Origin of the sequence: Neobacillus sp. OS1-32, from assembly GCF_030915425.1 — a bacterium.
Taxonomy (GTDB): domain Bacteria; phylum Bacillota; class Bacilli; order Bacillales; family Cytobacillaceae; genus Neobacillus; species Neobacillus paridis.
The window spans coordinates 1773914-1798463 of sequence record NZ_CP133263.1; the positions used below are offsets into that span (position 1 = coordinate 1773914).

Here is a 24550-nt window from a genome sequence, read left to right on the forward strand (position 1 = left end):
AATTGTGGGAACAAATATGTGCATTAACCTAGAAAAGCAATTCATTTCGTCTATATTTTTTCGTATGCTACAATTATTGACATATACCTGAACGGGAGGTTGACGAAATGGAATTTTCAGGATTTACGAGAGAGGATTTTGATGTTTTTTTAGTAGAAGGCCTTGAGCCGCGGATGGACGCTTTAAAAGAGCGAATTCGTCCAAAGTTAGAATCTTTAGGTCAATATTTTGCACCAACCATCTCAGTACTAACAGGGGAAGAAATGTTTGTGCATGTTGCTAAGCACGCCAGACGAACGATTAATCCCCCAAAAGATACTTGGGTAGCGTTTGCCAATAATCGCCGCGGCTATAAAATGCTCCCACATTTCCAAATCGGACTTTGGAAAACACATTTATTTATTTGGTTCGCCGTCATTTATGAAGCACCGCAAAAAAGTGAGATTGCCGAAAAACTGCTTAAAAGGGCTGAGCAAATTTATCGCGAAATTCCCAAAGATTTTGTCTGGTCAGTCGATCATACAAAACCCGAAATGATCAAGCATCAGCAATTATCAAATGATGACTTAATTAAGATGTTGGGGAGGCTGCAATCAGTAAAGAAGGCAGAACTGCTATGCGGCTATACAATTGACCGAGAGGAAACGATTAAGCTTGGCTCGCAACCATTAATTCAACAAATTGATGAGGTTTTTCAAAAAATTGCCCCACTATACAAAATGGCGATCAGCTAATAGACGGAAAAAGGCTGTCTAAAAAGCTTTCGTGTCAGGTACCACAGCAATAATTTATGCAATACCAGTGGTGACTGACAGCATTTAGACAGCCATTTCTATTTCTTATGAATGCATCGCAATTGTATCTCCTGATTGAGCTTCTTTTGCCTTTTTGATCGTCCGATACGACGAATAGCCGCTGATTTCCTCAAATTCCCCGCAAATTTTCTTTTCCTCTGCTTTACTGGGAACTATTTCTTTAAAACGGCGATAGGCCTTCATGATTGTGTCGCGTTCAATCCCCGATTCGTAGGCCTTTTCAATTGCTTCAAAAAATTTAATAACATCGACAATTTCCGCTGTTGACCAGCTGTAATCAATTGGATATTGATATTCCATATATGCCACCTGCTAATTTTGGTTTACTATGACGGTTATTTTCCCCATTTTGTACGAATTTGTTCCGCCTCGGAAATGATTCTGTTAAATAACTCGGCTACCGTTGGGACATCTTTAATCAATCCCATTACCTGCCCTGCCCAAGCAAAGCCTTCATTCACCTTTCCGTTATATATGTACTGTTTATTCGCTTCTCCGCTGATCAACTCTTTTAGTTCTTCATAACCGCCATTGTTTTTTTCAATTTCTAATATTTTTTCAGTCCAACTGTTGGCAATCGCTCTTGCCGGGGCACCGAGAGTTCGTTTGATCACAACCGTATCGGATTCCCCTCCTTCAATTAATGCCTGTTTATATACCTCATTTGCATGCACACATTCCTTTGTTGCAATAAATCTTGTCCCCATTTCAATTCCTTCAGCACCTAAACTAAGTGCTGCCATAAGTCCGCGGCCATCACCAATTCCTCCTGATGCAATAACAGGAATTGAAACAGCATCTACCACTTGAGGAATTAAGACAATAGTGCCTATATCATCGCGCCCTAAGTGTCCGCCTCCTTCCTGACCAACTACCATAACGGCATCAGCACCAAGTTCTTCAGCTTTTATTGCCTGCCTTCTGGCTGCCACCAAGACCAGTTTTTTTATAGCTGTTCCTTCTAATTGGTCAAAAATAGGAGCCGGATTTCCTCCGGTCATCGAAACTACCGGGACCTCCTCCTCAATGACAACTTGTAAAAACTCTCTAAACGGTCTGCCATGCTGCCCAATCGCAAAATTTACACCAAACGGGTTCCTTGTCAGTTTTCTGACCTTCTTGATTTCCTCTCTCAGCAATTCTGGGCTTCCCAACGACATCGCTGTAATCTGTCCCAACCCGCCAGCATTCGAAACAGCTGCAGCTAAATCCGAATAAGCTAAATAGGCCAATCCCCCTTGTATAATAGGATACCGAATACCTAAAATTTCTGTAACCCTAGTGTTCCAGTTCATGTCAATCCCCCTTAATTTCAATAACTATTATTTCGGGATGAATGGTTATTTTTCCTGTTAGTAAGGAAAACTAATTTGAGACTTTCCAAGTTTGAGCATCATTTTATAGTAGAATTTTCTCTTAAAATGATCTATGCATTATCAAAGAATAATGCTATAATTTCACTTGTTTTTTACCAAAAAAATAATGTAAAAATTAAGAGGTGTGGTGTAAAATTGTCTCAAAATCAAACACCGTTATTTAGCGGTTTACTGGAGCATGCAAAAAAGAATCCAGTTCAATTTCATATCCCCGGACACAAAAAAGGTGCTGGAATGGATCCGGAGTTTCGCTCGTTTATCGGTGACAATGCGCTATCGATCGACTTGATAAATATCGGGCCGCTCGACGACTTGCATCATCCGAAGGGCATGATCATGCGTGCCCAGGATTTAGCAGCCGAAGCCTTTGGAGCGGACCATACCTTTTTTTCCGTACAAGGTACGAGCGGTGCGATTATGACCATGGTGATGTCTGTATGCGGCCCAGGTGAGAAAATAATCGTCCCAAGAAATGTTCATAAATCAGTCATGTCGGCGGTCGTTTTTTCCGGGGCCATTCCCGTTTTCATTCACCCGGAAATTGACAAAAATTTAGGAATTTCCCATGGGATTACGACCGAATCGGTTGAAAAAGCGTTGGAACAACACCCTGATGCCAAGGCTGTATTAGTAATCAATCCTACATATTTTGGGATTTCAGCCGATTTGAAAAAAATTGTGGATATTGCCCATTCCTACCATGTTCCAGTTCTTGTTGATGAAGCACATGGTATCCATATACATTTTCATGAAGATCTTCCATTATCAGCGATGCAGGCAGGGGCCGATATGGCCGCAACAAGTGTCCATAAGCTCGGTGGTTCGATGACCCAAAGTTCTGTTTTAAATGTTAAAGAAGGACTGGTGTCAGTTAAACATGTGCAATCCGTCCTCAGTATGCTGACAACAACATCGACATCTTATTTATTGCTGGCTTCGCTTGATGTAGCCCGAAAACAATTAGCGACAAAAGGAAAAGAACTGATTGATCGAACCATCGACTTGGCAAACTCGATCCGCAAAAGAATTAACGAAATTGATCACCTTTATTGTGTGGGTGAAGAAATATTAGGTTCAAAAGCTGCCTATGATTATGACCCGACGAAGCTGATTATTTCGGTGAAAGACCTGGGATTATCAGGCTATGAGGTTGAGAAATGGCTCAGAGAAAATCATAATATTGAGGTTGAACTGTCTGACTTATACAATATCCTTTGTATCATTACATTTGGTGATACTGAATATGAAGGGGATCTTTTAGTTAAGGCCTTAGCAGACTTGTCGAAACAAGTTGGACAACGTGCAGAAAAAATCAAGCCGGCAGAAGTTCTGCTTCCAGAAATCCCTGTGCTGGCACTGACACCCCGGGATGCCTTTTATGCAGAAACTGAAGTGATTCCCTTTGATGAATCAGAAGGAAGAATTATTGCCGAATTCGTAATGGTTTATCCCCCAGGAATACCAATCTTTATCCCTGGTGAAATTATTACAAAGGAAAACCTCCATTATATTAAGAAGAATCTCGAGGCCGGTCTTCCGGTCCAAGGACCAGAAGATGACGAGTTAAAAACAATTCATGTTATAAAAGAATATAAAGCCATTCAATAACCGTTTTACCAGCAAAAAAAAGAACAGGATTCCTAATGGGGATCCTGTTTTTATTGAATACTGACTAAATTTATTACGCTTCTTCTTCTGTATGATGGTCACAACAACAATTGCATTTTGAATAAAGAACGGTTACCTTTTCATCTTCAAAATGATCGATAGTTGAATTACAAATTTGACAGACTAGCGTACCCATCAGTCCCGATCTCCTTTTCATATGAAAATAATCCCACTACATGAAAGCGTTTAAACATCCTTTAAAAACATAATAATATATCACATTTTATTTATCAAGCCTAATTTGTATGTCACATTTAAAAAAATAAATTAAAAAAGACCTTAATAGCCTTTTTTAGTCATAATCATATTTCAATTTTTTTACTATGAGTTGTACGTTATTTTATTCAATGCTAGAATAAAAATGAATAAACTATCTGCTGGAGAGGGGATTGATGATGACTGTTAATGCCTATATAAAACTTGTGCCTTCATCTGCAAAACAAACCATTACAATTGAAGAAGTAAAGGAATTATTCCATTACTATAAAAATATTACTTCAAAAACCGGAACCCAACTGGATTGGCAATACGAGGATGCGGCTTTTCCTTACGAAATCAAAGAAACGGAGGAAGGAAAAGGAAAGTGGTTTTATTTATATTCTGATCACGAAAGATACAATGTTATTCTCCTCGGGATTGATAAGGAAACCGTTCGCAATGAAGAGGGGGAAGAAAGAGAACAAATGTACATACAGGTTGGCCTTCCAGACCAAGCAACACATGGAGACAAAGGCAAGGCCAATGAATTTTGTAAATTTCTTGCTAAAAAGCTGCAAGGAGAACTTCATTTATTTAACAAGAGGATCATGTACTTTTATCCAAGAAAATAATCTTATAAGCTCCGAATAGGGGCTTTTTTTAATGGATAAATAATGCCATTGTATAATGGATAGAGGAATAGACAACCAAACTAAAGGTTGTGATAAAGAATGTTTTTCTTAGCGATTGTGTAACCTTATTGCCAATAATAAATGCCAAATAAAAAAAGACAAAAAACATCATCACTTTATATATCAATTGATCATGCTGCGACAGCCATTCAATAAATGTATAGCCGCTCCAAATCATAAATTGCAGCAGTATTACCACATAAATCCTCAACTTCATCACCACTTAAAAAACATATTATTTTGATATATATGTTTGACTTGTGTCTTATTTTCCACTTTAGTGTTTTTATTAAGAGAGAAAATAATTCCTGTCTAAAAGAAAAATTTATTCTATTTATGGACAAAAAAAAGTCCTTTCCACTTTATTTGTGAAAAGGACTTTCATTTACTTATTTAAGAATGTGAATCGGTGTTCCCAGTGCTACTTCTGCGGCTTCCATGGTAATTTCACCTAAAGTAGGATGAGCATGGATAGTCAAAGCAAGATCCTCAGCAGTCATTCCTGCCTCAATTGCCAGTCCAAGCTCGGCTATCATATCAGATGCATTGGCACCTGCAATTTGTGCCCCGATTACAAGCCCATCCTCTTTACGCGTAATTAACCTTAAAAAACCATCAGAGCTAGCAAGTGATAACGCACGGCCATTTGCTGCAAACGGAAATTTTGCTGCCGTTACATCAATTCCCTCTTCTTTGGCCTGCTGTTCAGTATAGCCAACAGATGCCAGTTCTGGATCAGAGAATACGACAGCTGGAATACCTAAATAATCAATCTCAGAAGGAAGACCAGAAATGGCCTCAGCAGCAATTTTGGCTTCATATGATGCTTTATGTGCAAGCTGCGGGCCGGGAACAATATCACCAATCGCATAAATATTACTTACGTTGGTCCGGCATTGTTTGTCAATTTCAACAAGTCCGCGCTCATTCACTTTTACACCCGCCTGTTCAAGTCCCATTTCATTTGTATTCGGACGGCGGCCAACCATAACAAAGACATAATCTGCTTCTACTTTCTTTTCTTCACCTTTGGCTTCGTATGTTACGACAACACCATTTTCGGTTTCTTCAACCCCTTTAGCGAACGCTTTCGTAACAATCTCGGCACCCTTTTTCTTCAAGCTGCGCTTAACCAGGGATGCCATTTGCTTATCGAATACACCCATGCCTAAGATTTCTTCAGCACCTTCTAAAATCGTAACCTGAGTACCAAAGTTAGCATATGCACCACCAAGTTCCACGCCAATCACGCCGCCGCCGATGACGACCAGCTTTTTCGGAATCTCTGGTAAATTGAGTGCACCAGTTGAATCCAGAACACGTTTTGAATACTTAAAGGTAGGAAGTTCAATCGGCCGTGACCCGGTAGCAATAATGGCATTTTTAAATGAATAAGTTTGAGCCGAATCACCGTTAATGACCCGTAATGAATGGCTGTCAACAAAATACGCTTCCCCACGAACAATGTTTACTTTATTTCCTTTTAAAAGACCTTCAACACCGCCGGTTAATTTTTTGACAACACTAGCTTTAAATTGCTGAACCTTTGAAAAATCCACTGTTACATTTTCCGCTGAAATTCCAAATGCATCCGAGTGTTTTGCCGTTTCATAACGGTGGCCGGCCGCAATGATGGCTTTAGAAGGGATACAGCCAACATTTAGACAAACACCGCCCACGTATTCTCTTTCAACAACGGTCACTTTCTGTCCGAGCTGTGCCGCACGGATGGCGGCAACATATCCCCCAGGTCCCGCACCGATGACTATAGTATCTGTTTCAATTGGGAAATCTCCAACTACCATTTTATTATGCCTCCATTAGTAATAGTTCTGGGTCGTTTAATAAGCGCTTAATATGATTCAAAGCATTTTGCGCTGTCGCTCCATCAATCATCCGGTGGTCAAAGCTTAAGCTGACCGCCAACACAGGAGCTGCGACGATTTCACCATCTCTGACAATTGGCTTTTCGGCGATACGACCGATTCCCAAAATCGCAACTTCCGGATGATTAATAACCGGAGTAAACCATTGACCGCCAGCCGAACCAATGTTACTGATGGTACATGAACCGCCTTTCATTTCATCCGGAGCCAGCTTACCGTTGCGGGCTTTGTCGGCCAATTCATTAATTTCTTGGGAAATTGTAAATACTGACTTGCGGTCGGCGTCTTTCACAACCGGTACTAATAAGCCTCTTTCTGTGTCTGCGGCAATACCTATATTATAGTAGTGCTTATGAACAATTTCACCTGCAGCATCATCGATAGAGGTGTTAAGTACTGGGTACTCGCGCAAAGCACTAGTTAAAGCTTTTACGACATATGGCAGGAATGTCAGCTTAATGCCTTTTTGTGCTGCCACTTCTTTAAATTTCTTCCGATGAGCAACCAGTTTTGTGACATCGACTTCATCCATCAATGTGACATGAGGCGCAGTATGCTTTGAATTTACCATTGCTTTGGCAATTGCCTTACGGATACCGCTTAATTTCTCACGTGTTTCTGGATATTGTCCTTGCGGAATGGCGGCAGCTGGTGCGGCTTCAACAGCATCGACGACAGCTTCTTGAACAGCAGATGCAGCTGGTTGAACCGCTTGAGCACCACCGTTTAGAAATGCATCAATGTCATTTTTCATAATTCGGCCGTTATTACCGGTTCCTGCCACTAAGTGGATATCTACACCTTTTTCACGGGCATATTTTCTTACGGATGGCATGGCAATAACACGGCGGTTTGGATCTACTTCAACTTGCTGTACTGCAGCTTGTGGAGCATTTTCAGATTTAGTTTCAGGTGTTGGCGCCACTTCAGGTGTTGCTGGCTCTTCTGGCTTTGCCTCTTCCTCACCCTGGTCCCCTTTAAATTGAAGATCCTCATATCCAGGTGCATCAAAGGTAACAAGTACCTGCCCTACCGTGGCGACCGTTCCTTCTTCCACTAAAACTTCTAGTACGGTTCCTTCAACTGGAGATGGAATTTCAACAACCGATTTATCATTTTGGATTTCACAAAGAACATCATCTTCATTTACTTTATCGCCTGGCTTAATAAACCATTTCACAATTTCGCCTTCATGCAGTCCTTCACCGATATCAGGCATTTTAAATTGAAATGACACAGTGTTTCATCCTCCTAGTTTTATCAAATATTTTGAGGTCATTTTTTAGTAGTAATAGGGAAATAGAACAGCTGTCCATTTCCCTGTTTCATTAAAATGTTAGTACTTTTTTTGCTGTTTCCATTACGTCTTTGTAATTTGGCAGCCATACTGATTCTGCTTGTGAGAACGGATAGACTGTATCTGGTGCCGTAACACGTAATACCGGTGCTTCCAAGCTTAAAATAGCCCGCTCATTAATTTCCGCTACCACATTTGCCGCAACACCTGCTTGTTTTTGAGCTTCCTGAACGACGATGGCTCGGCCTGTTTTTTCAACAGAAGTGATGATCGTTTCAACATCCAGCGGACTAATCGTTCTTAAATCAACGACTTCAACAGAATATCCTTCTTTTTCCAGTTCAGTTGCCGCTTTAAGTGACTCATGCACCATTGCACCATAAGTGATAATCGACAAATCTGAACCTTCACGTTTAACATCCGCTTTCCCAAGTGGAATTGTATACTCCTCTTCCGGGACCTCTTCACGGAATGCCCGGTATAACTTTAAATGTTCAAGGAAAATTACCGGATCATTATCGCGGATAGCTGAAAGTAATAGTCCTTTGGCATCATAAGGAGTCGAAGGAACAACCACTTTTAGTCCAGGTGTTTGGGCCATTAATCCTTCTAAGCTGTCTGAATGCAATTCGGGAGTATGAACACCGCCGCCAAATGGGGAACGGACAGTGATCGGCATATGGTAATGGCCGCCCGAACGGTAACGCATCCGCGACATTTGACCAGCAATGGAATCCATCGCTTCAAAGACGAAACCAAAGAATTGGATTTCTGGAATTGGACGGAATCCTTGCAGTGCAAGTCCAATTGACAAACCGCCAATACCGGACTCGGCAAGTGGGGTATCGAATACACGCTCCTCACCAAATTCCTTTTGAAGCCCCTCAGTTGCCCGGAATACTCCGCCATTAACGCCAACATCTTCGCCAAACACTAAAGTATTCGGATCATTTTTCAGTTCAGTGCGCAATGCATCTGTAATTGCTTGAATCATTGTCATTTGAGCCATGGCTTACTTCGACTCCTTTGCTTGATAAATTTCATATTGTTCTTTTAGGTTATAAGGCATTTCTTCAAACATGATCGAAATTAAATCGGTCACCTTTTGTTTTGGAGCAGCATCCGCTTTTTTGATGGCCTCCTTAATTTCTTCCTTAGCCTGTTCAATTACTTCGTTTTCCTTCGCCTCACTCCATAAACCTTTGTTTTCAAGGAATTTACGGAATCGGACAAGCGGGTCTTTCTTTTCCCATTCGTTATCCAGTTCGGCAGTACGATAACGAGTAGGGTCATCACCTGACATCGTATGTGGACCGTAGCGGTAGGTCAGGGTTTCAATTAAACTTGGACCTTCACCATTAATCGCACGTTCGCGAGCTTCATGAGTAGCAGCATAAACAGCCAATGGATCCATTCCATCAACTTGAATTCCCGGGATTCCAGCTGCCACCGCTTTTTGTGCCAATGTTTTGGCAGCTGATTGTTTTGCAACAGGAGTCGAAATCGCAAAACGATTATTTTGGACAACAAAAATGGCTGGCGCCTTAAAAGCACCTGCAAAGTTCATTCCTTCATAGAAGTCCCCTTGCGAAGTACCACCGTCACCGGTATACGTAATTGCGACAGACTTTTTACCGTTCTTTTTCATTCCTAAAGCAACACCTGCGGCTTGTACATACTGGGCCCCGATTATGATTTGTGGAGACAAAACATTAACACCATCGGGAATTTGGTTTCCTTGGAAATGTCCACGGGAAAATAGGAATGCTTGATATAATGGCAGTCCATGCCAAATTAATTGTGGCACATCACGGTACCCCGGTAAAATAAAGTCTTCTTTTTCAAGTGCAAACTGAGAGGCCAATTGTGAAGCTTCCTGTCCGGCAGTTGGTGCATAGAAACCTAATCTTCCTTGCCGATTCAAAGAAATTGATCTTTGATCAAGAATACGGGTATACACCATCCGACGCATTAATTCTTGAAGCTGTTCATCCGTTAAAGCCGGCATTGCTGCTTCATTTACAATTTCCCCATCCTCATTAAGAATCTGCAATGTTGGAAATTGTTCTTCAACTATTTCCAACGCCTTTCTTGCATCCGTTTTTGAAGCCATCTTGTTCACATCTTCCTTTCTATTTCAATTTAATAATTGATGAAATCCACCTTAATAGGATGCCCAAAAAATATCTGTAAGCATGTAATAATGCATTCATTTGAGCTCCTTTTAAAATTCACTGCATTTTCGAAAATTAACTATAGTTAACCTTTCACAAAAAATACAAGTTAAAACACAAGAATCATTTTCTTCCAGCGGATTGTTCTGTATTATTTTTTATACCTAAAAAAATAATACAACTATCGATCTCAATATCGAGTTTACAATATTCATTTATCATCGTCAAACACTTAGCATTATAATTTTTCACTACGTTTATCTTATTAAATAAAAATAGTTCTTTTGATTACTGTTTCATTTTTTGAATGAAAACTGTTATATAAAAACGTATTAATTTCTCCCATTGTTATAATATAGAAAAATCGGCTCATGATGAGCCGATTTTTTAAGCTAATTATTTATTTGTCGCTAAGCCTGCTTTTTTGTAAAAACTAAGCTTTTTCTTGTTGTATTGTTCTGTAAGTTGATTGAATTCTTCATTGGTAGCCGAGATTGTCTTATAAATTTTGTTCAGTTTATTGACTTGTCCCTCAAGCTCCTGCAGGGGAAGGTTCTTATTTTTAAACATATCGTATAACTTTTTATCGTTTTTTAAGGCATCATTATATTCAAGACTCAGTTTTTCGTGGGCCTTATACCGTTTTGACATAATATCAGCTAACTCACTCGTAATTTTTCTTAAATCTGGGTCTTCTAATTTTCCGATAAGCGGTTTAATTTTTTTAAATTCCTGCTCTGATTCCTCTATGCTTTTAGTTTCTTTATCCATCAGTTTTTTCCTCTGGTTGACGGAAGCAATGGCTTCATTGGAAAGTTTAACAATCTGATCATACTGTTTCAATCCTAGGCGAATGATTTGATTATAAAGATTTTTTTCCTTTTTTTCTAATGTGACAAGTGGTTTTTGCTGCTGTTCAAATACCTTTTCCTTTGTAACGGTCTTCTCTAAGACATGATATATTTCCTCGACGGTTGTATTTTTCTTGGCACAGCCTGATAACATGACAAAAATTGCAATAACCGTTATAATAAAGTGACTTTTTCTGATAGTTTGCACTTTAACCCCTCCTAATCACTTTTTTACTATAGCGATGTCCGGTTTTTTTTACAATGGCCGTGTTAAGCAACCTGCTGATTTAAAAATCAACAATAACATTGCCATCCCAAAATATTAAAAGAGAATTTATAAAATTGTTTAGTAGACTAATTCATAATAAATGGAATTACAGGAGTGAACGTCATGATAACAATGGATGATATTATTCGAGATGGCCATCCAACACTTCGGAAAACAGCTGAGGAGGTTGTAATGCCACCGTCTGACGAAGATAAACAAATACTAACTGAGCTTTTGGAATTTCTCATTAATAGCCAAAATCCAGAAGTTGCAGAAAAATATGGTCTCCGCCCGGGAATTGGGCTGGCAGCACCACAAATCAATGTATCTAAACGAATGATTGCTGTTCATATCGTCGGTGATAAAGGTGAGCTTTATAGCTATGCCCTCTTTAATCCCAAAATTATCAGCCACTCTGTTGAAAGAGCCTATTTAAAATCGGGGGAGGGCTGTCTCTCCGTAGATGAATCCATTCCAGGCTATGTTCCTCGGTACGCAAGAATAACTGTAAAAGGATTCGATGTAGACGGAAAAGAAATAAAACTTCGCCTAAAAGGACTGCCAGCCGTTTGCTTTCAGCATGAGATTGACCATTTAAACGGGATCATGTTTTATGATCATATCGATAAAAACAACCCATTAAAGCCAATCGAAGGCGCAATTGAGATTGACAGCTAGACAATTTAAAAAGAGACTGTCCCAACCGGTGTCAGGTTCCATTAAATTTTATGGGGTCTGACACCCTCTCTTTTTAGACAGCCTTACACCTTCTTTAAATAAGTTTCAATTCCTTTAAACCGTTCCAAATGCCATCTTCGGACACATCACTTGTAACAAAATCAGCAAGTTCCTTCGCCTGTGGAACCCCATTGCCCATAGCAACGCCAATTCCGACTGTTTTCAGCATTTCCAAATCATTAAGTCCGTCTCCAAAAGCATACACATCTTGTAAAGCAAACCCCAGTTCCTTTATCAATTTTTTTATTCCTTCTGCCTTTGAGCCGCCTTTGGGCAGTACATCAACTGCCAATGGGTGCCAACGAATGAAATGAAAGTGATCGTACTTCGTTAAATATTGCTGCTCGTCACCTTCTTGGCAAAAAAGCAGTGTTTGATAAATTTTTCGCTTTGAATAAAATTGATCATCTTTATTTGGATGAGGAAAACCCAGCGTAGCCAAACTTTCTTGAATAAAACGATGCTTGCTGATACTTGCCTTCATGGTTTTCTCATTCATGAACACAAGCGGGTGGTTATTATTCTTGGCATCGGATAATAATTCTTCTAATCCCCCTTCCGATAAAGGATTTTCATAAATAACCTGGTTTTCAAAAACTACGTATTGGCCATTAAAACTTACAAACGAGTCTATCTCCAATTCCTCACGCAAATGTTCAAACATAAACGGAGCTCTTCCAGTTGCAATCGCCACAAAAATACCGTTCTCTTTTAATTTCTGGATTGCTTTCTTTGTACTATTAGGAAGGCTTTTTTGTTGATCGAGCAATGTTCCATCTATATCGAAAAAAACAATTTTCTTCATACAGGTCCCCTTCAATCTTGATCCAGTATCTATTTTTTCCCTTAAACCCTAAACTACATTTACCAAATTGTCAATTGGCCCTACGTTAAATTCCATGATTAACCATGAAAAAATCCGCTAATTCCTCATATACTATCTAATAAAAAAGCACGGTACACACTTCTTTCCACAAGGAATAAAAAACGTCCATTTATTTCTGTTAAAAATTTTCAACATTTTTATGATTGCTCGCTTTACTTTGGACAAGGATGGTTTAAAATAAAAGTAAGGAGATGACCCACTATGTTAAAGAAGCTAAGAAAGAAGCTCTTGAAACAGTGGAAAGATTTATTACGAAAAAAATCAATTGCCTAAAAAATTTTGAGCCCTTCAAGTTGCGAAGGGCTCCTTCCTTATTGTAAATTGATATTCAGTGATTCTTTTCAGATCGTTTTCTGCTCAGTTTGAGGAATTCAAAGAAAATAAATGAAAAAGATGAAAATGTTTTATATAATAGAAAAAGTTATATGATTAAGGAGCGGGATTGCCATGATTTTTAAAGTTTATTACCAAGAATCAATTAATGAGGTACCAGTTCGAGAAAAAACAAAAACCTTTTTCATTGAGGCTGAATCTGTAAGAGATGTTTACGCTAAAATTGGAGACCGCGGTTATAACATCGAATATATACAAGAAGTGAAGGGAGTTTATTTACAGTATGAACAACAAAACGAAGACTTTAAAGTATTGGAGATTTGATAATATATGAAATTTGTAAAGAATGATCAAGCTGCTGTTTTTGCCTTGGGAGGGTTAGGTGAAATTGGCAAGAACACGTATGGAGTACAATTCCAGGATGAAATTATTTTAATCGATGCTGGAATCAAATTCCCCGAAGATGAATTATTAGGTATCGATTACGTAATTCCTGACTATACTTATTTAATCAAGAACGAAGATAAAATAAAAGGCCTATTCGTAACCCATGGGCACGAAGATCATATTGGGGGCATTCCTTATTTACTACGGGAAATAAATATCCCTATTTATGGCGGCAAGCTTGCTCTTGGATTAATAAAAAACAAATTGGAAGAGCATGGTTTGTTACGTAACACGAAATTGATCGAAATTAAAGAAGACGATGTTATAAAGTTCCGCAAAACTTCTGTTACCTTTTTCCGAACCACTCACAGTATCCCTGATTCTTATGGGATTGTTGTAAAAACGCCACCGGGACAAATTGTTCACACTGGCGATTTTAAATTTGATTTTACCCCCGTTGGGGAACCAGCAAATCTGACAAAAATGGCTGAAATCGGAAAAGACGGTGTCCTTTGTTTACTATCAGATAGTACGAATAGCGAAATTCCTGATTTTACCATGTCTGAACGTCGTGTTGGAGAAAGTATTCAGGATATTTTCCGTAAGGTAACTGGACGAATTATTTTTGCAACTTTTGCCTCAAATATTCATCGCCTTCAACAAGTCACGGAAGCAGCCATTACAAATGGCCGGAAGATTGCCGTATTTGGACGAAGCATGGAAGCGTCAATAAATATCGGGCTTGATTTGGGCTATATAAGAGCACCGAAAGATACCTTTATCGATGCAACGCAAATTAATCGCCTACCCGCCGAAAAGGTTACCATTCTATGTACAGGAAGTCAGGGTGAACCGATGGCGGCTCTATCAAGAATTGCCAATGGAACCCACCGCCAAATCCAAATCATCCCTGGTGATACAGTTGTCTTTTCATCATCACCTATACCGGGAAATACCATTAGCGTCAGCAGAACGATTAATATGCTGTATCGAGCAGGTGCAGATGTTATTCATGGCAAATTAAGTAATATTCATACATCCGGTCATGGCGGACAGGAAGAGCAGAAACTGATGCTGCGTTTACTCAAACCAAAGTTTTTCATGCCAATCCATGGGGAATACCGGATGCAAAAGATGCATGCTAAATTGGCAGTCGACTGTGGTGTCGAAGAAGAAAATTGCTTTATTATGGATAATGGCGAAGTTTTAGCTCTTTCCGATTCAACCGCACAAGTAGCCGGAAAAATTCCATCCGGGTCTGTTTACATCGATGGAAGCGGAATCGGAGATATCGGGAATATTGTCCTTCGCGACCGCAGAATTCTTTCTGAAGAAGGTTTAGTTGTTGTTGTTGTAAGTATCAACATGAAAGAATTCAAAATCGCCTCCGGGCCGGACCTCATTTCCCGCGGATTTGTCTATATGCGCGAATCCGGCGATTTAATCAATGACGCACAAACTTTGATTACCAAACACTTAAATAAAATAATGGAACGAAAAACAAGCCAATGGTCGGAAATCAAAAACGAAATTACCGATACATTAGCCCCTTTCCTCTATGAAAAAACAAAACGGAGACCGATGATTTTGCCAATTATCATGGAAGTTTAAAATAGTACAAGCGTGAGCGCCTCGCACTAAAGGTCTGTTCCTTTTAACCTGAAGAGACAGCGCTAAAAATTACTATTAAAAAGAGAAGCGTGACCACGCTTCTCTTTATTATTCCATAACTTTTTTCTCAAAGCGATCAATGTCAGTATCCGTCCCAATGACAATTAGGACATCATTGACTTGAATCATTTCAGAGGCCTGTGGTGAAACAATAATATCTCCGCCTCTTTTAATGGCCACAATGTTTAACCCATATTTCTTGCGAATGTCCATATCCATAATGGTATGGCCGCCAAGTTTTGCGTTTGCCACGATCTCAACAATGCTATGTTCTTCTGACAGCTCGAGATAATCGACAATATTGCTTGAGATCATATTATGGGCAATCCTTCGGCCCATATCTCTCTCCGGGTGGACAACGTAGTCGGCACCGATTTTTCTTAATACCTTTTCATGGTAATCATTTTGGGCCTTTGCGGTAACAAAAGGCACTCCCAACTCTTTAAGGATTAATGTTGTTAAAATGCTTGATTGGATATCATCACCAATGGCGACAATGACATGATCAAAATTGCGGATCCCCAAGCTTTTCAATACTGCTTCATCGGTTGTATCGCCAACCACAGCATGGGAGGCAATCATCGAAAACTCATTTACCCGTTCTTCATTAATATCAATTGCCAATACTTCCATCCCTTCATCCGTTAAAGTACGGCAAATACTTCCTCCAAATCGTCCGAGACCAATCACTGCAAAACTCTTTTTCACAAGAACTCCCCCAACCGTTTCTATCCTTCATAATGTTATCATTTTAGCACCTTTTTACCGAAAACCAAAGGAATTAACGATCAACCTTTAGGTCTATTCTTGCGTTTTTTATATACAAATACGACTGCAATAATAAGCAGAAATAGCAGCGCAAGAATTGGCAGATTGCCAAAAATAAAAACCATAGCGAAGTTACAGTTTTGGAGAAATCCCATATTTATAAGCAAAAAAACTGCTCGTTTAATAAAAACGAACAGTTTAACAACTTTGTGCTTATTCTGCTTGTTCCATTTCAGCTAAAACTCGGTTTACTCGTTTTTCCAGCATCTTCATACCGCTGCCACCTGCTTGGAAGTGACGGAGCAGTCCATCTTTGTCAAATACATAATAAGCAGGAACGTACTGATTTTCGAAGGCATCTGTTAATTTATGTTCACTATCAACAAAAATTGGCTGGGTGATCCCGTATTCTGCGGCAGTCTTCTTAATCTCTTCAATATTTAGATCATTTTCTGATCTAGGCATATGGACAGCCACGACATTCAATTTATCCTTATATTGATCGCGGAATTGATTGACCTGCGGCATCGCTTCTTTACATAAATGACAGCTGATCGACCAAAAATGAATAAGGGTTGGTTTTTCACCGACCAGTTTCTCCCTTGTCAATTGGCCATTCAACCATTCAGCAGCCCCGGTTAGTTCCGGCATTGGCTCACGTAACTTCATAGGTAGCCCCCCTTATGATAGGATAGACCTAACACAATCCAGTTAGCTCTATCCGGTTAGTAACAAAATTAAACTTTTAAGGTAGCCTGTCCAGGCTTCCAGTTGGCCGGGCAAAGACCGCCGGTTTGCAATGCTTGGAGCACACGCAAGGTTTCATCTACACTGCGGCCGATATTATTATCGTGAACAACGGCATACTTTAATTCACCTTCAGGATCGATAATGAACAACCCGCGAAGTGCAACACCCTCTTCTTCAATCAGGATGCCATAATCCCGAGTTACCTGTTGATTATGGTCAGCTGCCAATGGATAATTTAATTGACCGATCCCATTATCTTTCCGATCGGTATTAATCCAAGCAAGGTGAGTATGAATTGTATCAGTTGAAACGCCGATAACAACTGCGTCAAGATCATCAAATTCTTCAAAACGATCTGACATTGCGGTAATTTCCGTTGGGCATACAAAGGTGAAATCCATTGGATAGAAGAACAGGACTGTCCATTTGTCATTCTTCATATTTTCTTCGAGACTAACTTTTCCAAATTCTTTGTTGGGCATGACCGCTTCCATTTCAAAGCGTGGAGCTTGTTTACCTACCATACGTTCCGGCATTCTAAATCCCTCCAAATATATTTAATAGGCAACGGAATTTTACCAAATTTCGCTTTATTCACGATCATTTTAGCATAATGAACCAAACCATCAAAACAATAACATTTTCAAACCCGATTAATTGCCCTTATATGTTAAATAGTCGGTCATCATTCGTACAGCCACCCCAATTGCTTCCTCATTTGGGTTTAGTTTTGCATTATGCAGACCGAATCGGGTATCGACACCAAGCCAAAACATAAAGCCGGGAATTTCTTTTAACATGTAGCCAAAATCCTCCCCAGTCATGGCCTCTCTGCATTCAACCAAGGTAATATGGGGATCCTGCCTTATAAAGTCGATAAAATCTTTGGTCAATTCTTCATGATTATAGACCTGATAATACATGGATCCATAGTCGATTTTCGCCCCACACTCAAAGCCTGCCTCAATTCCTCTGACTATTGCTTCAATTCGCTGTTTGACTTTCCCCATTGTTTCCGGTGACAAAGTGCGAATTGTGCCCTCAAGCCTTGCCTTTTCCGCGATACTATTTTGTACGGTTCCCCCGGTAATTTTTCCAATTGTAATCACTGCGCTATCTAACGGATTTATATTTCGGGAAACGATCGTCTGCAACTGTGTGACAAGGTTACAGGCGGCAATCACCATATCATTTGTTTGATGGGGAAATGCGGCATGCCCCCCCTGCCTTGGAGGTCGATAAACAATTCTGATGTATTTGCAAATAATAAGCCTTCTTTAACAGCTATTGTCCCCACCGGATACTCCGGAGCGATATGCAAGGCAAAGATCATATCTGGCATCCATTCCTGCATTTCTTTCGAATGCAGCATCGGCTCGGCACCACCCGGTCCCTCCTCTGCCGGTTGAAAAATAAACAAAAGATCATCGGCAATCGGATTATGGACAAAATGCGTAAGCAATCCTAAAGCAATCGTCATGTGGAAATCATGCCCACAAGCATGCATATTTTCTGGATGTATCGAGGAAAACGGCAGCCCAGTTTCTTCCGGTATCGGCAATCCATCAATATCGGTCCTGTAGCCAACCATTTTACTCGGATTCCTACCGGGGACCTTTACCAGTAAACCGGTCTTCCATTTTTTTATTAGAAGACGTTGTTGCGGTAAGGATTGGATGTATTTTAATAAATAAGCCTGCGTTTTAAATTCCTGAAATCCCAGCTCAGGTATTCGGTGAAGCTCTCGGCGAATTTGAATGAATGGATTCATAATTTCTCTCCTTTAAAAAGAAGCGTGGAATATTCCACGCTTTAAAGTAAAGTGATTTTATAACTGACGAAGTTCCTGCATGATTTCGGTTTTGGATTTTGTTTTTTCGTCAATGTCTTTTATTTTTCTTGCTGGTATTCCGGCAACTACCGTATATGGTTCAACATCCTGGGTAACCACGGCACCAGCAGCGACAACTGCCCCTTTACCCACGGTTACACCTTCAAGCACCACAGCATTGGCACCGATCATGACTTCATCCTCAATGACTACCGGCTTAGCCGACGGTGGTTCAATAACTCCGGCTAACACTGTTCCGGCACCAATATGACATTTCTTTCCAACGGTTGCTCTACCGCCAAGAACAACACCCATGTCAATCATTGTATTTTCGCCAATGACAGCCCCAATATTGATAACTGCTCCCATCATGATGACAGCATTATCACCAATTTCAACTTGGTCGCGGATAATGACCCCCGGCTCAATACGGGCATTAATATGCTTAGTATCTAATAATGGAATCGCAGAATTGCGGCGGTCGCTCTCAATGACATAATCTTCAATTTTGGCTTTATTGGCGTCAATTACGGCTTCAATTTCAGACCATTCACCAAATACAATTCCAGTGGGTCCATTAATAAAGGTTTTTGCATTGCTGCCAAAATCAATTCCTGCTAAATCCCCTTTAAGATAGACTTTAACCGGTGTCGATTTTTTACTATTTTGGATAAAAGAAATAATTTCATGTGCATCCATACTGCTCTGTCCCCCTATTCCGTACTAAAAAATACTTTAACAAACAAAAGCTGTGAAAACAAGAAAAAATCATCCTAGTGATGGTTAGATTCCCTAATATGTTCTTTGACAACATCGACAAACGCTTGAACCTGTTTTAATTGAAAGGCAGATTCGTATCCTAACAACCATGTATCCCTGGCAACAGGATTGTTATTTTCATCAACAAGGGGAATTTTAAAGATACTTGATCCAGCCTTCGTTAAAGTGATCGAAGGTAAAATGGCATACCCTATCCCATTAAAGGCCATTTGTTTGCACGTTTCGATTTGATCGACGACAACCGTTCTTTTCGGTGATGTTTTAAAATTTCGCAGCCACCAATCCTGGATTTCCTGGTAATAATTCGAATCACTTTTAAATTGAATAAAGGGACGGTCTGTTTCCAATACTTGTTCAGGCCTGGTAATTTCCCGATCAACCAAATATAGTGGATCGTTAAAAAGATGGATTTTGGCGCCCTTCCAATCCGGCGTTCCTCTGATAATGCCGATATGTACTTGGTCATCGTACAAACATCTTAATATTTCGCTGCTCCATCCCGTAATCAGTGATATTTTAACCTGGGGAAATTTATCGACATACTTTTTTAGCACTTCCGGCAGCCAGTTCTGTCCAACGATCGAAGCTACGGCAATTCTCAGGGTGCCGGATACACCTTCTTGAAGGGAGTAAATCGTTTCGCGTACCTTTTCTTCCTTTTTCAGTACGTCGTTGACAAAATCAATCACTAATTCACCAGCAGGAGTCAATGATAACCCCTTTTGTGAGCGAATAAATAACTTTGTCCCCCATTCCTTTTCAATTGATTGCAGCCGCTGTGACAAGGCCGGCTGTGACACAAATAACCGGTCAGACGCCTTGCGCATATTCATCTCTTGCGCCAAAACCGCCAGTAATTGAAATTCCGATAATGAGGACATTGATTCCACACCCCTTTGCAAAAGTTTAGTAAACTATACGGAACGGTCGCCATTTTTCGGTATAAACAAGATAAATAACATACTGATGACCGCAAAAATCAGAACAACATCATAAACGGTATGTAACGAATGCGTCAGCCCTTCCTGTAAGATTGCGCGAACAGAACTGGATAATTTCCCACGTTCCTCCACTTTCAACAGCTTATTTGCATCATTAACTGTTAATGAAACGTTTCGTTCATGGAAAAAATTCATCATCCGATTATTCAGGATTCCACCTAAAAGAGCTGCCCCAATGGTATTTCCCAGATTTCGCATAAACATATTTGCCGCTGTTGCAATTCCCCGCTGTTCCCAGCCGACAGTGCTCTGAATCGAAACGATAAATGCTGTTGACGTTAACCCCATGCCACAACCGATTAAAAAAGAGCCAATTGCAGCCCATAGCGGACCTGAAGATGGCAACATTGTTACAAACATGATACCGCCAAAAATTAGAAATAAACCGCCAATGATGGAAGTCTTTCGGTAGCCTATGTTTAAGAGCAGCCGTCCCGAAAGCGTTGAGGCAATCGGCCAGCCAATCGACATCGTTGTTAAAGTAAATCCAGCAATAATAGGGGTTTGTTCCATCACGCCTTGAACAAATGTCGGCAGAAAACTGGAAATCCCAATTAGCATAATCCCCGTTGTCAGCGACACGATATTAGCAATAAAAATGGATCTCTCTTTCCAGATTGAAAATGGCATCACGGGTTCTGCAGCCTGCTTTTCCCGAAAAATAAAACCAAGCATGGAGACAGCTGCAACAGTAAATAAACTTAAAGCCTGCCAAGATCCCCATGTCCAACGGCTCCCGCCTTCCACCAACAAAAACATGATAGAAGATATCGTGATCGTTAATAAGACAGCCCCGCTATAATCAATTTCATGCTTTTTCCGATGAATATTTTCATGGAGAAACAGCCATAATCCAACCAACGATAGAATTCCAAGCGGAATATTGATCCAAAAAACATACTTCCAACTGACATACTGAACCAACAGCCCGCCAATTGCCGGACCGGTAATCGCTGAAATGCCCCAAACACTGGAAAGATATCCTTGAACCTTTGCCCTTTCCTCGGGCGTATATATATCGCCAACTATCGTAGTGGCGATTGGGGTAACGGCACCGGCGCCCAATCCTTGAATCAAACGAAAAATAATTAACATCTGCATCGAACTGGCGAAACCACAAAGGATGGAACCGATTAAAAATAAAATGATCCCTACAGTAAGAATAGGTTTGCGCCCAAATAGATCAGATAATTTGCCATAAATCAAGACAGTAACAGAATTCATTAATAAGTAGGCTGAAAACACCCAGCTATATAAAGTAAATCCACCTAAATCGGCAACAATTGCCGGCATAGCCGTTGAGACAATGGTTGCTTCAATCGCCCCCATAAACATTGCCAGCATTACAGCAGCTAATACCAGAGGTTTTTTGGTCATCTTTTTATTTTGCATCGATTGATCTCGAGACGCTGCCATGATAACACCTCCAAATTCCCGCCAAAAATTACGGCTCCCTTACATTGGGAGCCTAATATTTTTCGTACAATTTAAATCTTTTCACCATTTTATTTAATTGATTCAATACTGTACTCCTAGGCAAAATTCCCTCGAAGTAACCATCTTCTGTCTCTACACAGAGAAATGGGTGATTCACAAGTAAATCAAGACATGTTTTTAATGGAGCAGAAATTTTAATCCTTGGGATAGATTTTTTCATAACCTCTTCTACCCGTTTTTTCTCCAGTTGTTCAAATTCGATTCTCTCTAATCCGAGGATGGAATCCATAATGATCGGTGTACTGATTAACCCATGAAGCTTATAATGTGGATCTAGCACAGGAATTGCGGTATATCCGCTTTTCGTTAATACCAAAAGCGCGTGTTCAAGATTATTGCCAATTTGTACATGGGCCACCCGTTCAGATGGAATCATTAATCCTTTAATCGTTAATTCTAAAAATTCTCCGCTGGGAAGACTAATCATCGTCGAAAACTCCTCAACATTTGATTTCACAGCCTTATTCTATCATAGTTAGCGGATGTCTGTGAAAAGATTACTCTAAAAACGATAAAAAAGGAACCTCAGGAGGCTCCTATTGAATTAAGTCAAAAATTTCAATTGTAATCATATCGATATTATCAAATTGATAACGTTTGGGCTTATCCTTTTCATGGTAGACTTCTAGTTCAAATGTCTCTGTTTTAGGATGAAACGTTACCTGGCACTTTCTTTCGCCGTTCACCTCAAAATAACGCTGTGCTGGTTCCCCATTAATAGACTGTTCTTGCAGATTTTTTAATCTTGTCAATATACCTTGAAGCTGTGACATAACTTCGACTCCTTTCAAACACAAACAAACTTTCTATTTGTTATGTTCTGCATTCGACATGATTCTATCCTGATGGATTTATTTTCATCACATGCCAATATTAAAAGAATAAAATAACACCTTGAATTTGTCCAAACAAAATTAAGTAAAACAGATATTTTTTTCCTAAAATCAACAAAAAAAGATCCCCAAATATTTGAAGACCTAAAAAAATGTAAGCGCAATGAACAAAATGATAAATAAAAGTAACGCAAAAAAAATCCCATATGCTAAAAAGATTGGATTTTTTATATACACATTTTTTTGAACATGATCCGCTATTGGTGAATCAAAATCACCTTCTGCCACTTTATGCTGTCTGCCAACAACCAATGTATAGATGAGTGAATAAGCGAGTATTCCAACAATCAGAATCGCTATGGTGATTTCAAATAGATTCATGAGCAGCTCCTTCTCCTTCACAATATTTATGTTTACAGTTCCACTCCATGAATCATTCTATACAGGTGTATTCTTACAATAATTGATCATGTTCAAATAGATAGTGGTAGGAAATATCAATAAACAAGTATTCGGTTCCGCTCATCGGGAAAGAGAAAGTGCGAATCGTTTCACCTGTTTCAATATCACAATATAAGTCAGACAAAATTCCCTTACGATCATTTCGCATCTTGATAATATTTTCCAAAAAGTAAGGGCGCCAGCTCCAGTTTTTATTGATATATTCTTCCTGCATATACCAGCCATTCTTACCTTTGAAAAAATTAGCCGATTTTTGGAAGCCATCCTCGTCACAAATATACATGCGAAAAGCAGCCTCATCCATTTCTTTAACAATTGCTTGAAAAAGACCTTCATGACCCAATTTTTTATTTTTTGTCACAATTTCCTGAACCTTTGCTTGAAAAAATTCAGCTGTAAAAAAGACAGCCTCCAGTTTTCTTTTCTCATACGTAATAAAATCATGGAATTTTTCTTTAAGACGGCCGCTTAACAAATCTCGTGCTACAAAATGGGCATCCGGGGGATGCAAATAAAAACCCTGATAATATTGCCCGCCATTTTTCCAGGCAAACTGTAGTTGATAGCTCATTTCGATATATTCAAATAATAAGGTTGCGCCAATTTTTCTGGCCAGGAGTGAAATCGTAAACAAGACATCATTAAAGTTCATCCCAGAGGCCTTAGATTTTAATAACTGCAAATTGATTTTCAAGATATCTGGCTCAATTTGCGCAATCCGTTCAAAATGACCGGCTCTTTCGATACCGGAAAGTGCTACTTTCAAGCCGTATGTTCGATAATATTGCAGCAGGTGATCAAATTGATCGAAATCCCCTTCATAATTGCGATCAGAAATATCAAGCACAATCCGCTTTAACTGAAATCCTTTTTTTTCAAAGGCCAATAGCTCCTCTAGAAACGGTTCGCCATTCTCATACATTAAAATTTGTGGATTACGATTTAAAAATATGCTGATATTCTCGTCGAGCTCCAGTGCTTTTTCAAGGGCCTTATGAACGATCAACAAATCCACTTCAAATTTATATTCATCAGGAACCTGATCGTCGTGAAAAAAAGGTCCCAGGCTGATAATATCATCTTCGGATTGATATCTTCCCAATACTTCATAAGCAATGATAAGCTGCTCATCGGCACTAAAAATCGGCTGGAAATAAGGAAAAACATTCTCCAAATTTGAAACAATTTCCAAAGCATCCATTATAGTACCTCCCCAAAAAAGATCTTTTTCATTATACCATACGCATTCGTAATCGTTCTCGTTCTTAACCAAAAAGCGCCGCAAAGGAGGCTATTTCTATCATCAGTCACATATACATATAGAAAACTTTTTAGTTGAAAAATTTTCCGTAATTAAAGACAATACAAATAGGTTGTATTAAAGTGCG

Annotated in this window: 26 protein-coding genes and 1 pseudogene; 6 read left to right on the forward strand and 21 right to left on the reverse strand. The window is 39.6% G+C overall.

Annotated elements, in window-relative coordinates:
• The first annotated feature begins 107 nt into the window (after positions 1–107).
• Entirely contained in the window at positions 108–734 is a 627-nt protein-coding gene (locus RCG24_RS08965; RefSeq protein WP_308078893.1) for a YktB family protein, read from the forward strand.
• Between the two features lie 105 nt (positions 735–839).
• Here the strand turns inward: RCG24_RS08965 and RCG24_RS08970 are convergent, their stop codons facing one another.
• Positions 840–1115, reverse strand: coding sequence for a UPF0223 family protein (locus RCG24_RS08970; protein WP_202653792.1), 276 nt, complete (start codon positions 1113–1115; stop codon positions 840–842).
• Between the two features lie 35 nt (positions 1116–1150).
• Positions 1151–2110: an NAD(P)H-dependent flavin oxidoreductase gene (locus RCG24_RS08975; protein ID WP_202653791.1), complete on the reverse strand. Its 960-nt coding sequence runs from the start codon at positions 2108–2110 to the stop codon at positions 1151–1153.
• 216 nt (positions 2111–2326) lie between these two features.
• Here RCG24_RS08975 and RCG24_RS08980 point away from each other — a divergent pair, with 216 nt between their 5' ends.
• A complete protein-coding gene (locus RCG24_RS08980; RefSeq protein ID WP_308078894.1) occupies positions 2327–3799 on the forward strand; it encodes an aminotransferase class I/II-fold pyridoxal phosphate-dependent enzyme in 1473 nt (490 codons plus the stop codon).
• A 73-nt stretch (positions 3800–3872) separates the two neighbouring features.
• Here the strand turns inward: RCG24_RS08980 and RCG24_RS08985 are convergent, their stop codons facing one another.
• The gene (locus RCG24_RS08985) at positions 3873–3995 is read right to left on the reverse strand and encodes a GapA-binding peptide SR1P (RefSeq protein ID WP_202653789.1); all 123 of its coding nucleotides are present in this window, start codon (positions 3993–3995) and stop codon (positions 3873–3875) included.
• A 259-nt stretch (positions 3996–4254) separates the two neighbouring features.
• Between RCG24_RS08985 and RCG24_RS08990 the strand changes: the two genes are divergently transcribed.
• A complete protein-coding gene (locus RCG24_RS08990; protein WP_202654317.1) occupies positions 4255–4689 on the forward strand; it encodes a DUF1885 family protein in 435 nt (144 codons plus the stop codon).
• A gap of 28 nt (positions 4690–4717) precedes the next feature.
• Here RCG24_RS08990 and RCG24_RS08995 read toward each other — a convergent pair whose 3' ends face one another.
• The 6 genes from RCG24_RS08995 to RCG24_RS09020 all read right to left on the reverse strand — a co-directional run bounded on the left by RCG24_RS08995 (position 4718) and on the right by RCG24_RS09020 (position 11165).
• Positions 4718–4966 (reverse strand): hypothetical protein, encoded by a 249-nt coding sequence (locus RCG24_RS08995; protein ID WP_306792931.1) that lies wholly within the window; start codon positions 4964–4966, stop codon positions 4718–4720.
• Positions 4967–5138: 172 nt separating this feature from the next.
• A complete protein-coding gene (gene lpdA, locus RCG24_RS09000) occupies positions 5139–6554 on the reverse strand; it encodes a dihydrolipoyl dehydrogenase (RefSeq protein WP_308078895.1) in 1416 nt (471 codons plus the stop codon).
• Between the two features lie 4 nt (positions 6555–6558).
• Entirely contained in the window at positions 6559–7872 is a 1314-nt protein-coding gene (locus RCG24_RS09005; protein WP_308078896.1) for a dihydrolipoamide acetyltransferase family protein, read from the reverse strand.
• A 91-nt stretch (positions 7873–7963) separates the two neighbouring features.
• Complete coding sequence (locus RCG24_RS09010) at positions 7964–8941, reverse strand: alpha-ketoacid dehydrogenase subunit beta (RefSeq protein ID WP_308078897.1); 978 nt, start codon at positions 8939–8941, stop codon at positions 7964–7966.
• 3 nt (positions 8942–8944) lie between these two features.
• Positions 8945–10045: a pyruvate dehydrogenase (acetyl-transferring) E1 component subunit alpha gene (gene pdhA / locus RCG24_RS09015; RefSeq protein WP_308078898.1), complete on the reverse strand. Its 1101-nt coding sequence runs from the start codon at positions 10043–10045 to the stop codon at positions 8945–8947.
• Positions 10046–10502: 457 nt separating this feature from the next.
• Entirely contained in the window at positions 10503–11165 is a 663-nt protein-coding gene (locus tag RCG24_RS09020; RefSeq protein WP_308078899.1) for a YkyA family protein, read from the reverse strand.
• 183 nt (positions 11166–11348) lie between these two features.
• Between RCG24_RS09020 and def the strand changes: the two genes are divergently transcribed.
• Complete coding sequence (gene def / locus RCG24_RS09025; RefSeq protein ID WP_308078900.1) at positions 11349–11903, forward strand: peptide deformylase; 555 nt, start codon at positions 11349–11351, stop codon at positions 11901–11903.
• Positions 11904–11997: 94 nt separating this feature from the next.
• Here the strand turns inward: def and RCG24_RS09030 are convergent, their stop codons facing one another.
• Positions 11998–12768, reverse strand: coding sequence for a Cof-type HAD-IIB family hydrolase (locus RCG24_RS09030; RefSeq protein WP_308078901.1), 771 nt, complete (start codon positions 12766–12768; stop codon positions 11998–12000).
• A 528-nt stretch (positions 12769–13296) separates the two neighbouring features.
• On the opposite strand from RCG24_RS09030, the gene RCG24_RS09035 reads away from it, so the two are divergent.
• Both RCG24_RS09035 and rnjA read left to right on the forward strand, forming a co-directional pair.
• Positions 13297–13506, forward strand: coding sequence for a DNA-dependent RNA polymerase subunit epsilon (locus tag RCG24_RS09035; protein WP_308078902.1), 210 nt, complete (start codon positions 13297–13299; stop codon positions 13504–13506).
• A gap of 6 nt (positions 13507–13512) precedes the next feature.
• Positions 13513–15180: a ribonuclease J1 gene (gene rnjA / locus RCG24_RS09040; protein WP_202653780.1), complete on the forward strand. Its 1668-nt coding sequence runs from the start codon at positions 13513–13515 to the stop codon at positions 15178–15180.
• Between the two features lie 108 nt (positions 15181–15288).
• On the opposite strand, the gene RCG24_RS09045 is transcribed toward rnjA, so the two are convergent.
• The 11 genes and pseudogenes from RCG24_RS09045 to RCG24_RS09095 all read right to left on the reverse strand — a co-directional run bounded on the left by RCG24_RS09045 (position 15289) and on the right by RCG24_RS09095 (position 24363).
• Positions 15289–15948, reverse strand: a complete 660-nt coding sequence (locus tag RCG24_RS09045) for a potassium channel family protein (RefSeq protein WP_202653779.1) — start codon at positions 15946–15948, stop codon at positions 15289–15291.
• Positions 15949–16221: 273 nt separating this feature from the next.
• Positions 16222–16677 carry a TlpA family protein disulfide reductase gene (locus RCG24_RS09050; protein ID WP_308078903.1) on the reverse strand — a complete coding sequence of 152 codons (456 nt, stop codon included), beginning with the start codon at positions 16675–16677 and terminating at the stop codon, positions 16222–16224.
• A gap of 68 nt (positions 16678–16745) precedes the next feature.
• Complete coding sequence (locus RCG24_RS09055; RefSeq protein ID WP_308078904.1) at positions 16746–17294, reverse strand: peroxiredoxin; 549 nt, start codon at positions 17292–17294, stop codon at positions 16746–16748.
• A gap of 117 nt (positions 17295–17411) precedes the next feature.
• Positions 17412–18529 (reverse strand): annotated as a pseudogene (locus RCG24_RS09060) (N-acetyldiaminopimelate deacetylase).
• Positions 18530–18586: 57 nt separating this feature from the next.
• On the reverse strand, positions 18587–19288 hold the full coding sequence (dapD, locus tag RCG24_RS09065; protein WP_202653775.1) for a 2,3,4,5-tetrahydropyridine-2,6-dicarboxylate N-acetyltransferase: 702 nt from the start codon (positions 19286–19288) through the stop codon (positions 18587–18589).
• Between the two features lie 74 nt (positions 19289–19362).
• Entirely contained in the window at positions 19363–20250 is an 888-nt protein-coding gene (locus tag RCG24_RS09070; protein WP_202653774.1) for a transcriptional regulator CcpC, read from the reverse strand.
• A gap of 33 nt (positions 20251–20283) precedes the next feature.
• Positions 20284–21786, reverse strand: a complete 1503-nt coding sequence (locus RCG24_RS09075; protein WP_308078906.1) for an MDR family MFS transporter — start codon at positions 21784–21786, stop codon at positions 20284–20286.
• 52 nt (positions 21787–21838) lie between these two features.
• Complete coding sequence (cbpB, locus tag RCG24_RS09080) at positions 21839–22294, reverse strand: cyclic-di-AMP-binding protein CbpB (protein ID WP_308078907.1); 456 nt, start codon at positions 22292–22294, stop codon at positions 21839–21841.
• Between the two features lie 109 nt (positions 22295–22403).
• Complete coding sequence (locus RCG24_RS09085) at positions 22404–22640, reverse strand: YkuJ family protein (protein ID WP_202653771.1); 237 nt, start codon at positions 22638–22640, stop codon at positions 22404–22406.
• A gap of 204 nt (positions 22641–22844) precedes the next feature.
• The gene (locus RCG24_RS09090; protein WP_202653770.1) at positions 22845–23081 is read right to left on the reverse strand and encodes a hypothetical protein; all 237 of its coding nucleotides are present in this window, start codon (positions 23079–23081) and stop codon (positions 22845–22847) included.
• A gap of 73 nt (positions 23082–23154) precedes the next feature.
• Positions 23155–24363 (reverse strand): EAL domain-containing protein, encoded by a 1209-nt coding sequence (locus tag RCG24_RS09095; protein WP_202653769.1) that lies wholly within the window; start codon positions 24361–24363, stop codon positions 23155–23157.
• Between the last annotated feature and the right edge of the window lie 187 nt (positions 24364–24550).